At 41.2% G+C, this 11,335-nt stretch carries 10 protein-coding genes; 4 read left to right on the top strand and 6 right to left on the bottom strand.

Going from position 1 to position 11,335, the window contains the following annotated elements; translation table 11 throughout:
• Window position 1: 1 nt before the first annotated feature.
• From D2V08_RS04615 to D2V08_RS04625, 3 genes are all read left to right on the top strand, one after another.
• The gene (locus D2V08_RS04615) at window positions 2-1,177 is read left to right on the top strand and encodes a helix-turn-helix domain-containing protein (protein ID WP_119606908.1); all 1,176 of its coding nucleotides are present in this window, start codon (window positions 2-4) and stop codon (window positions 1,175-1,177) included.
• 78 nt (window positions 1,178-1,255) lie between these two features.
• Entirely contained in the window at window positions 1,256-2,398 is a 1,143-nt protein-coding gene (locus D2V08_RS04620) for an acyltransferase family protein (RefSeq protein ID WP_182835488.1), read from the top strand.
• Window positions 2,399-2,474: 76 nt separating this feature from the next.
• Entirely contained in the window at window positions 2,475-3,140 is a 666-nt protein-coding gene (locus D2V08_RS04625; RefSeq protein WP_119606909.1) for a hypothetical protein, read from the top strand.
• Between the two features lie 9 nt (window positions 3,141-3,149).
• Here the strand turns inward: D2V08_RS04625 and D2V08_RS04630 are convergent, their stop codons facing one another.
• Both D2V08_RS04630 and D2V08_RS04635 read right to left on the bottom strand, forming a co-directional pair.
• Window positions 3,150-5,324: an acylase gene (locus D2V08_RS04630; RefSeq protein ID WP_119606910.1), complete on the bottom strand. Its 2,175-nt coding sequence runs from the start codon at window positions 5,322-5,324 to the stop codon at window positions 3,150-3,152.
• Window positions 5,325-5,376: 52 nt separating this feature from the next.
• A complete protein-coding gene (locus D2V08_RS04635; protein WP_119606911.1) occupies window positions 5,377-6,414 on the bottom strand; it encodes a TPM domain-containing protein in 1,038 nt (345 codons plus the stop codon).
• A gap of 120 nt (window positions 6,415-6,534) precedes the next feature.
• On the opposite strand from D2V08_RS04635, the gene D2V08_RS04640 reads away from it, so the two are divergent.
• Window positions 6,535-8,271: an ABC transporter ATP-binding protein gene (locus D2V08_RS04640; protein ID WP_119606912.1), complete on the top strand. Its 1,737-nt coding sequence runs from the start codon at window positions 6,535-6,537 to the stop codon at window positions 8,269-8,271.
• Here the strand turns inward: D2V08_RS04640 and D2V08_RS04645 are convergent.
• The 4 genes from D2V08_RS04645 to D2V08_RS04660 form a co-directional block, all read right to left on the bottom strand.
• Window positions 8,268-8,600, bottom strand: a complete 333-nt coding sequence (locus tag D2V08_RS04645) for a 2Fe-2S iron-sulfur cluster-binding family protein (RefSeq protein WP_100816456.1) — start codon at window positions 8,598-8,600, stop codon at window positions 8,268-8,270. The genes D2V08_RS04640 and D2V08_RS04645 overlap by 4 nt on opposite strands.
• Window positions 8,601-8,656: 56 nt before the next feature.
• Entirely contained in the window at window positions 8,657-9,715 is a 1,059-nt protein-coding gene (locus D2V08_RS04650; protein WP_119606913.1) for an NAD(P)/FAD-dependent oxidoreductase, read from the bottom strand.
• Window positions 9,716-9,778: 63 nt separating this feature from the next.
• Window positions 9,779-10,015, bottom strand: a complete 237-nt coding sequence (locus D2V08_RS04655; protein WP_119607701.1) for a NifU family protein — start codon at window positions 10,013-10,015, stop codon at window positions 9,779-9,781.
• An 11-nt stretch (window positions 10,016-10,026) separates the two neighbouring features.
• Window positions 10,027-11,166: an Mrp/NBP35 family ATP-binding protein gene (locus D2V08_RS04660; protein ID WP_119606914.1), complete on the bottom strand. Its 1,140-nt coding sequence runs from the start codon at window positions 11,164-11,166 to the stop codon at window positions 10,027-10,029.
• Between the last annotated feature and the right edge of the window lie 169 nt (window positions 11,167-11,335).

Raw genomic sequence — 11,335 nt, forward strand, 5'->3', positions numbered from 1 at the left:
CATGGATGATGTAAAGATTATATTTGATCAAATTCCCATTCACTACGACCTTGCGTCCCACATTATGCTATTGGGCATTGTCCAAGGGTTTTTCTTGGCACTGGTCATATTTTTAAGGGCAAATCGAAAATCGGCCATCAATCTATTCGGATGGTCACTTTTAGTGCAATGCCTAGTGTTTTTGGATGTATACCTCTGCTACACGGGTTTGATGAAATACGTAATCTACCTGAACGATTCCACCGAATTTTTGGTGCTCCTTATCACCCCTACGCTTTATTTCTTCCTCTATACCTTATTGGAACGGAAACCCATAACCCTAAAAAAACATTGGCCCCATTTTGTATTGCCGGTGTTATATGCCGTTTCCCAATTCAACTATTACCTAAGTCCAGCCGAGGTAAAGCTCAATGCCTATTTAGGCGCATACCATAGGGATTTGGGATTCATAGACGTCCCTGGAAACATTAACTATTCCTACCATTACATCAAGGACCAGTTTAGGTGGTTGGTACTGTTCAGTTTTGCGTTTTATTTAGTGCTTTCACTTTTATTGGTTATAAAAACCAAGAAAAAAGGATGGGTAGCCCCTAAGCATATTAAAGTGGACAAATACATTTTTTCCAGAAACACGGTTATTTTCTTTTTTGTGTTGATGATTGCCTTGTTCCTTATTTACTTGAATTATGATGATGATGGTGGTGATCATATTGTTGGGATAATACAGACGGTGACTATTTTTCTCACCTCCTTTTTCATTATTTCGGAATCGCGGTTTTTTGAAAAATCATGGATTTCAGAAAAATATGAGACCTTGGCCAGCAATTCCATTGAATTTGAAAACATAGAAAACTTTATGATGGAATCACAATATTATTCCCGTCAAGATGTCACACTAAAAAAGGTGGCTGAAAGGTTGGATACCAACAGTAATACAGTCTCTAAATTGATCAACTCCAAAACTGGAATCAATTTTAACGATTACATCAACCAAAAAAGAATTGCATTGGCACAACAAAGATTATTGGATGATGAATTCAAACACCTCACCGTAGAAGCTGTTGGACAATCCGTTGGGTTCAAATCCAAATCCGCCTTTTATAATGCCTTTAAAAAACATGCTGGACAATCCCCCTCCGCATTTATGAAGCAAAAAAAGGGGGTAACTTCTCCATAATTGCAATTCAGGACGTTTCCCTAACCAAAAAATAACGCTGTTTAGTTGGCACTTTTCATCTTTGGAAAAAATTTTAGGATGAAAACGACTATCAGACGCTACGATTTGGATTGGCTACGTGTTATTGTGTTTGCACTGCTTATATTTTACCACGTAGGAATGTTTTTTGTGCCCTGGGGCTGGCATGTAAAAAATAATGTGATTTACGATTGGCTCCGCTGGCCCATGTCGTTTTTGAACCAATGGCGACTGCCCATCCTATTCGTTATATCCGGTATGGGAACCTATTATGCCTTGGGCAAAAGAAGTATGGGCAAATTCATGTGGGAACGCTTCCTTCGTTTAGGGATTCCCTTAGTGGTAGGCATGATTCTGATAGTGCCCCCACAAGTATATTTTGAGCGTTTGGTGGATGGGTCATTTACAGGCTCGTATTGGAAATATTTTACTACTATTGCTTTTGATGGCATCTATCCTGAAGGAAACTACAGTTGGCACCACCTTTGGTTTTTGCCCTACCTTTTGGTGTTTTCATTGATTTTGGCACCGCTCTTTGTTTACCTAAGAAAACACAATACCCGCTTTATTGATTGGGTAAAACGTTTGATTCAAAGAACATGGGGCATCTACATATTTGTAATTCCGCTGTATTTTGCAGAATCCTTGGTCGAGCCCTTCTTTCCGATCACACATGCCTTGGTGGATGATTGGTTCAATTTTACATTCAGTATTATCTTATTTTTCTATGGTTTTGTTATGATAGCTACGGGAGATGTGTTTTGGCAAACAATTTCCAAAATAAAGTATAAAGCTTTGATTTTAGGAATTATTGGATTTTCGGGCCAGGCAATAATCTGGTTGTTTTTTGAAGATGGATATATAATCCATTTCACTGAAGCATTGTTAAAAGTAGTAAATATTTGGTCTTGGATATTAGTGCTCTTCGCCTTCGCCGCTAAGTACCTCAACAAGCCTAGTTCCGGACTTGCCTACGCAAACAGGGCCGTTTATCCATTCTACATCTTGCACCAGACCATTACCGTTGGCATTGCCTACTATTTAATGAACCTGGATTGGGGACTTTTTCCAAAAGCGATGATACTAATTGTGGGAACCTTTGGTATCAGTTGGCTCATTTATGACCTGATTATTTTACGGATTCCGTTGTTGCATCCGCTATTTGGTTTGAAAGGGAAAAACAAAAAAAAGCCTGCAGATTAACGATTTAACTACAATTTATCATGTTGGTGGCAAGGTATTTGCTAATTTTATATCAAGACACTTGCTTACTCTTGTTATGAAAAGACTGATTTTCACCTTAATGGGAATTACTTTTGGGTTGGTTTCGACATTCGCACAATCGTCGGACTTACCCACTACACGACCATTGAAAATTGGCAATAACAATAAACTTGATGTAAAAGCAAGCAATCAAGGTACATTACTTCGCATGCCTTCGGTGTTAGATGAAAATCTTACATCCAAAAATGAAAAACCCGGCGTTAAAATGTTGCCGGACCGAGAGTTGCTTCAAGCTGGCCATGATATGGTCATCGACCCTAAAGTGATTGAAAAAAGAGAAAAAGGTGCCAACGAGCATTTTGGAGACCAATATTTGGGTGATTTTAAAACTACCGCAAAATTTGTTGGAATTGTAGCCAGAGACCACGAATATGTGGATGGTGACCGAATCAAAATCTATGTAAATGGTGAGGTTGCTGAATACAATCTTTTGCTTGGCGGCTCATTTAAAGGTATAAACCTAGATTTGGTAAAAGGCTTTAACCGCATAGAGTTCGAGGCTCTCAACCAAGGTTCTTCTGGGCCAAATACAGCGCAGGTCATTGTAACCGATGATAAAGGTGTAGTCATTCACAACAACCGCTGGAACCTTTCCACAGGTTCCAAAGCCAGCCTGATCATTGTTAAAGAAGAGGATAGCGGCATAGAAAAAAGCAACTAAACAGTTTTCTCAATATTTTTCGCCTGGTGAATAGGTTACTTCGGCACGTTTTAAAACATCCTCCTTGTAAAAAGCAGCATCTTTAAATTCCTTATCCGCGTAGCGTTGCGCTTGATCATTAAAGTGAGGAGATTCAGGATCTCCGCTTTGACCTCCAGCTAACATGGTCTTCGCCTTCACTTTATCGCCAAATTCCACTGCCGCCACAAAACTGTTGCCTCGAGTACCATAAATCTTTTTGGTGTTATTATCGTAACGAGCGCCATAAGCAGCCAATGCACCCCATCGTCCACTGGCAAAACCGATTGGAATACTGGGTTTAGCATCATCAAAAGCTTGGCGGATGTCCCCGTTCAAACGTTGGTATCGATTGACTTCGCCCCAAGGCATTTTCCAAGTACCGAAATCCTTTTCCAATATAGATAGAGCCTCTTGAAACATATCCAATTTTTGAGCGTCGGGCCATTCACTGCCCCAATATTCAACCCATTCCATGGAGTACATACCTTCGGGTCTTTCCGCCTTGGAATAACAAAGTGTACCATAATAATGCGCCAAAGTCATCGCAATAGATTTTTTTGACGTAGTGAAATCCCATTCCTGTAGCACTTCAATCGGTTCTTGAAGTTCTGGGTGTGCTTTTGCATTCTCATTATAGGCTCTCACCAACCCGGGAATCAATGCTTCGAAGGCTGGCAAATAAGGATCGTGTGCCATTTCAATCAATCCATCCAAAGTATATCCACTTCGACCGGTCAACAACTCAATGGCGTGGATTCCTCTAAAATTTTCTTGGTTTCTTGACATATAATTTGGGTAATCTTCTTGTTTGGGGCTAAACTCTAGCGCAGAAGTATAAGGCGTAGAATTACAGTTTTGAATCCAACCGTTTTCTGGGTTGAGCACCAAAATATTTTCATCGACGGTATGTAAACCTTGCCAATCGGTTTTCGGATTGCTCCCATCTACAGGTTCGGTATAATCAAAAATGGTATCGCGTTTCGGAACAAAATTGCCATGAAAATAGGCAATATTACCTTCGGCATCGGCATACACTGTATTGTTTGAGGAATTCGTACGGATATCCATCATCTCCCTAAAACCATCATAACCATCCTGTTTGGTTCGGATGTAGGATTGCTCCAATGCTTTTACAGGCTCCCACATCATGGCCGAAGCGGTCCATTGGTCACCCACTTGATGGGTAATCGGACCATGATGGGTTCGGTACATTGGGAATGTTTTCTCTTTCAGGCTTTCACCATCCTTATACTTTAAAGTTACCGAACTAGAATCTACAGGTCTCAATTCCTCTCCATATTGATAAAACAGCTTGCCATCATTATTTACAATGGTTTCCTTGAACTCATCCATCACATCGGTATAGGTAGATGTATGCATCCACCCCGTTTTCTCGTTGAAGCCCTGGTACACAAAAAACTGACCCCAAGTCACGGCACCATAGGCATTCAACCCTTCTTCACTTACAACGTGTACCTCTCCCCTAAAATAAAATGAAGTATGCGGGTTAATTAACAACATCGCATTTCCTGATTCCGTTAAATCTCCAGAAATAGCGATTCCATTGGAACCTTGTGGCTCTGCCATCTCCTCCTCTTTTTTGATTTCAAGGGCTTCCATCTCAGGCAATTCCATCCCACTCTCATAAAAACGTTTGATTTTTCGGGTCGATATACGCTCGATATCCCCACCAATGGACCCTTCACTAAAGTACATCGGCATCCAAGGCTCAAAACGGGTCAATAGTTTGGGTTCAACTTCGGGATGTGTATGCAAGTAATAATTGATTCCATCTGCAAAGGCATCACAGAGTTCTTTTAACCATTCAGGACTTTTCTCATAATTGGCCTTGGCCTCTTCTTCGGTCATAAAAAGTTTTGCGCGAAGATCACTATACAAAGCATCTTCCCCTTCAACTTCCGCTAAACGACCTGTGGCCCAGATATAATTGCGTTCTACACGGTTAAAATCATCCTCACATTGTGCATATAACAATCCAAAAACAGCATCGGCATCTTTTTTGCCATAAATGTGAGGTACTCCGAAGTCGTCTCGAATAATCGTAATGTTTTCAGCTTGGCCTTCCCATTGCTCTACCTCAGTTTGAGGTTTTTCGGAACAGGAAATAAACAAAAAAAGTACTGCAAGGATTGTAATTCTCATTTCGGGAATCAAGTTTAGTTAGTTTGGTGAAAATACGGCAAATCGGATACAATTACCAACTTCCACTCGCTCCTCCGCCACCAGAACTTCCTCCTCCACCAGAAAAACTACTGGACGAACCTCCACTAGAGCCAGAACCAAAGGAATGGGTGCCAGAAGAGGAAAAAGTTTTACTGATATAATCTTTATCTGATTTAAAAAATGAGAGTTTCAAATCTTGATCACCCTTGGTCCTCATTTTTTTGACAACCAATACAAGGGTGAGTCCAATAAATGCGACAACTACAAATAGGACCCAAGTAAAATCTTTGACCAATCCATTCAACAAATCGTCAAAGCCTAACAATAGCACTATAAAAAATATCGGCATCCCGATGAATGCCAGCCCAAAAATTAAGGGAAGCATCATAAAACCTGCCATAAATACACCTCGGATTACAGCCAATTTCCCAATGAACATTCCTCGGAGTATCTCAATTAAAGTGGAATAGCCTTTATAAAAAACGAAGCCACCAGCGACAACGAACATCATTAAGAACAAACCAATTATCCCTAACAGCCACCAAGGCATTTCTGCTTCAGCCTCTATTTCTGCTTTAAACTCTTCCAGAGCTTCGGGATTATTCAAAAACTCCATGATTTGATCCGAAGCACTATCCAATCCACCGAAATAATCTTCTTCTTTGAATCTTGGAATCATAGTATTTCGGATAATGCGTGAGGCTACGCCGTCTGTAATGTAAGGTTCCAAGCCATAACCAACCTCAATGCGCACTTCCCTATCCAGTTCAGAGAAAAGGATGAGAATTCCGTTGTCCTTACCCTCTTGACCCAACTTGTTTTGATTGAAGACTTCCAAAGCGTACTGTTCAATGGTCTCATTGCCCAATTCTTCTATAGTTAAAATCACTAATTGATTAGTGGTTTCCGACTCAAATTGATATAATTTAGTTCGCAGTGTTTCAAGTTGTGGTTCAGTGAAAATGTTAGCATTATCGGTGACGATTTCCGTCAACTTGGGATACTCCTCCTGTGCGACACACAGCGAGAAAACCAAAAAAAGAAATCCGAACCATATTGCCTTTAGCATAGCTGTTTTTATAATTCAAGCACTTAAATATAGTATTTGTTATTGTTCCGACTTCAAAAACAATGGATTCGGCATCCTTTTTAATTTGCCGTAACTTGCAGGTTCTTTCTAAAAACTGTTATGCCCGATAAAAAAGTAAGCATCCTTACCGCATTTAAAACCATAATTTGGCCCAAACGAAAACTCGTTTTTATTGGCCTCTTTTTGATTGCCATTAGCAAGGCAGCCAGTTTTGTTGCCCCGATTGCATCCAAATACCTCATTGATGACGTCATCGTAAATAAGGACGTGGATATGCTCAAATATTTGGTGGCAGGCGTTATGTTGGCCATTTTAGTGCAAGCTGTCACTTCTTTTTTGTTGACCAAAATTTTAAGCGTTCAGGCCCAATACTTGATTTCTGAACTTAGGGCCCAAGTGCAGAAAAAAGTGCTCGCTTTGCCCGTTCGCTTTTTTGACAATGCAAAGTCGGGTGCCCTGGTATCCCGAATTATGTCTGATGTTGAAGGAGTTCGGAATTTAATCGGTACTGGTTTGGTTCAATTGGTCGGAGGTATTATTACCGCAGTGGTTTCCTTGACATTACTTATGGACATTAGTGTTTTTATGACGCTTTTTACCTTTATCCCACTGACAATATTTGCCATAATTGCGCTAAAAGCCTTTAAAATAATTCGTCCCATTTTCAGAAATCGGGGTAAAATAAATGCCGAGGTAAAAGGTAGATTGACAGAAACTTTGGGAGGTATTCGTGTTATTAAAGGTTTTAATGCAGAGAAGCAGGAGGAGGAAGTTTTTGAGGTTGGGGTGGAACGTTTGTATGAAAACGTAAAAAAGAGTTTGACCACCACCGCTTTTATGACCAGTTCGTCCACCTTTTTACTGGGTGTTGCTACTACCAGCGTAATGGGTTTTGGTGGCTACAAAATAATTCAAGATACGTTGACCGTAGGTGAATTTGTGGAATTTACGGTGTTGTTGGGTCTGATGATTGCCCCGATTGTTCAAATGAGCAGCGTGGGGAGCCAGTTAACAGAAGCATTGGCCGGGTTGGACCGTACCGAGGAATTGATGAATTTGGAGGAAGAATCGGATGAGGAAAATCGAAACATCATTTTGGATGATATAGTTGGTAAAATGTCTTTTTCTGATGTCTCTTTTTCCTATGAGGAAGACAAACAAGTACTGCACAGCATCAATTTTGATGTGGAACCTGGGCAAGTTATCGCCTTGGTCGGTAGTTCCGGCTCTGGAAAATCAACCATTGCTGGCTTGGCCGCCAGTTTTTTAAACCCTGATTCAGGAACAATCACGATTGATGGACACAATCTTTCCAAAGTGAATTTGAACAGTTTCCGTCAACATTTAGGCGTTGTGCTACAAGATGATTTTTTATTTGAAGGCACTATCCGTGAGAACATACTTTTCCCACGACCTGATGCAAGCGAAGAAAAATTATTGGAAGCTGTGAAAGCTGCTTACGTGGATGAATTCACCGACCGTTTTGATAAAGGTTTAGACACCCTTATCGGGGAACGCGGTGTTAAACTTTCAGGTGGTCAGCGCCAGCGAATTGCTATTGCAAGAGCTATTTTGGCCGACCCAAAAATCTTGGTTTTGGATGAGGCCACCTCCAGTTTGGACACAGAATCCGAAGCACTTATTCAAAAAAGTTTGGGAGAGCTTACCAAAGGTAGAACCACCTTTGTGATTGCACACCGATTGAGCACCATTCGAAAAGCGGACCAAATTTTGGTAATTGAAAACGGACATATCTTGGAACAGGGCACCCACGAAAAACTGATAGCTTCCGAGGGAAGGTACTACAACCTGTTTACCTACCAAGCGAGGATTTAAGGTTCTTCCGGAGCCAATTCGACTTCGAGACCGTCCAAGTCCTCCGTAATGTGGATTTGGCAACCCAAACGGCTATTGTCCTTCACAAAGAAAGCTTCGGCCAACATGGCCTCTTCATCATCCGACTTTTCTGGTAATTGATGGTCAGATTTTACATAGCATTGGCAAGAAGCGCACATAGCCATTCCTCCACAAATTCCAATGGTTCCCTCTGGGGCAAGTTCATAGGAACGCACCACTTCCATCAGGTTCATGTTCATATCGGTTGGGGCATCCACTTCGTGCAGTTCGCCTTCACGGTCGGTTATCTTCAATTTAATATCGCTCATACCTAATCGGAATGCTTCTATGAAGTTTCCTTAACGATTTAATTTTTATTTTATTCTTAGTCGATAGCTTTTACGACCGCTTTGGGCGCTTCTTTTTTACTTCCATCAAATCCAGTAACACCGCCAACGGTAGTGTATTTCATCACATATTTTTTATCCGGGAATATTTTCTGATAGGCACTTTGACACATCAAAGTCGCTTCGTGAAAACCACAAAGGATCAATTTCAGTTTACCTGGGTAGGTGTTGACATCACCAATAGCGTAGATACCAGGAATATTGGTCTGATAATCCAACGAATTATCTACCTTGATAGCATTTTTTTCTATCTCCAATCCCCAATCGGAAATGGGACCCAACTTGGGCGACAATCCGAACAATGGGATAAAATTATCGACCTCCACATCTGTTTCTTCGGAGGTAGTGGTGTTTTTAACAGTCACTTTCTCCAAGTGGTCTTCCCCTTTAAGCGAAACTACCTCTGCGGGAGTTATCAAATTGATTTTGCCCTCATTTTTGAGTTGCTGTACTTTCTCCACGGAATCCAAAGCACCTCTAAATTCATTTCTACGGTGAACCAAAGTCACTTCATCGGCAACATCAGCCAAAAAGATGGACCAATCCAAAGCGGAATCACCTCCACCAGCAATCAATACTTTTTTACCCCGATAGATTTCGGGTTCTTTTATCATGTAGGCAACACCGTTGTCCTCATACTTTTCCAAGTTTTCCAATAATGGTTTTCTCGGTTCAAAACTGCCCAGACCCCCAGCAATGGCAACAATGGGAGCATGATGTTGCGTTCCCTTATTGGTTGTAACGATAAAGGAACCATCGTCCAACTTTTCTATCGTCTCTGCACGTTCACCTAAAGTAAAACCGGGTTGGAACGGCTTGATTTGTTCCATGAGGTTATCCACCAAATCTCCCGCCAATACTTCAGGGAATCCAGGAATGTCGTAAATCGGTTTTTTTGGATATATTTCGGAACATTGACCGCCTGCTTGTGGCAATGCATCGATTAAATGACATTTGAGTTGTAAAAGGCCTGCTTCAAAAACAGCAAAGAGACCCGTAGGTCCCGCTCCAATTATCAGAATATCGGTTTTGATCATATACTAGAAATTTTGGCACGCAACTTACTGCTTGCCCAAAAAAGGATTCATGATTTTTATCAGTTAGCTGATATTGATTACCTCTTCAATCTGGGGGGCGTATTTCTTAATCGTCATTTCCACGCCACTCTTCAGCGTCATTTGATTCACACTGCACCCAATACAATTTCCTTCCAAACGAACCTTAACGGTGTTGTCCTCGATGGAAATCAAGGTAATATCGCCTCCGTCGCTCTGTAAAAATGGACGTATCTCTTCCAACGCCTTTTCCACATTGCTCTTTGTTTCTTCTGATGTCATTGTTGTCATGCTCATTTCTTTTTAACAGCGGAACAACCTGCCATTGTTGTAATCTTTATTGCTTCGGTCGGGGGAAGGTCTGTATTTCTTCTCACCAACTCTTGAACTACATTTTTCGTAAGCTCTTCAAAGGCTTCTTCTGTTGGGGTAGCTGTTTGTAAAGCAGCCGGTCTTCCTACATCACCTGCCTCCCTGATGCTCTGCACCAATGGAATCTCTCCTAAAAATGGTACTTCTAGATCTTCCGATAGGTTTTTTGCGCCGTTTTCACCAAAAATGTGATACTTATTGTCCGGTAGTTCCGCTGGTGTAAAATACGCCATATTCTCCACGATTCCCAATACGGGTACATTAATCGCTTCTTGTTGGAACATGGCCACTCCCTTTCTAGCATCCGCCAATGCGATTTCCTGTGGTGTACTTACAACCACTGCCCCTGTTACGGGCAAGGATTGCATGATGCTCAAATGGATATCTCCGGTTCCTGGAGGCAAATCCAACAAAAGAAAGTCCAATTCTCCCCAATGCGCATCAAAGATCATTTGGTTCAATGCTTTTGCTGCCATGGGTCCCCTCCATATTACGGCTTGGTTGGGTTGGGTGAAAAATCCAATGGAAAGCAGCTTAACGCCATAGTTTTCGATTGGCTTCATCTTGGCTTTGCCATCTACATTGATGGACAATGGTTTTTCCGAAGCTACATCAAACATAATGGGCATGGATGGTCCGTAAATATCGGTATCCAACAATCCTACTTTAAAGCCCATTTTGGCCAAAGTCACGGCTAAGTTAGCGGTCACGGTAGATTTACCTACGCCCCCTTTACCGGATGCAACGGCTATAATATTTTGGATTCCCGGAATCGGATTCCCTTTTATTTGGTTCACCTTAGGTTTTGATGGAGCATCAACCTTTAGGTTGACCTTTATTTTGGCCTTTTCATAAACCTCGCTGTGGATTATCTTCAAAATTTCCACTTCGGTCTTCTTTTTGGCTTGAAGACTAGGGTTTTTGATGGTAACATCCACTTCGACCTCATCACCGAATACCTGAACATTGGTTACCGAGCCGCTCTCGACCAAATTTTGGCCTTCACCGGGAGCGGATATTTTTTCCAATGCCTTAAGAATATCTGTTTTTTTCAACTTCATGAATCAAATTTTTTAAACCAACTGTTTGAACTGGTTCTAAACTACAAAGATACGGTGTTGGCGTTAGATTAAGAAGTTGGAATCCTGAATTTCAAAAAAATCACGTGTTGAGTTACAGGGATTGGAATAAATAGCCTCAACAGACACAAAACAGATGTATTTTTGTGGT

This window comes from Flagellimonas lutimaris (assembly GCF_003581615.1).
Taxonomy (GTDB): Bacteria; Bacteroidota; Bacteroidia; order Flavobacteriales; family Flavobacteriaceae; genus Flagellimonas; species Flagellimonas lutimaris.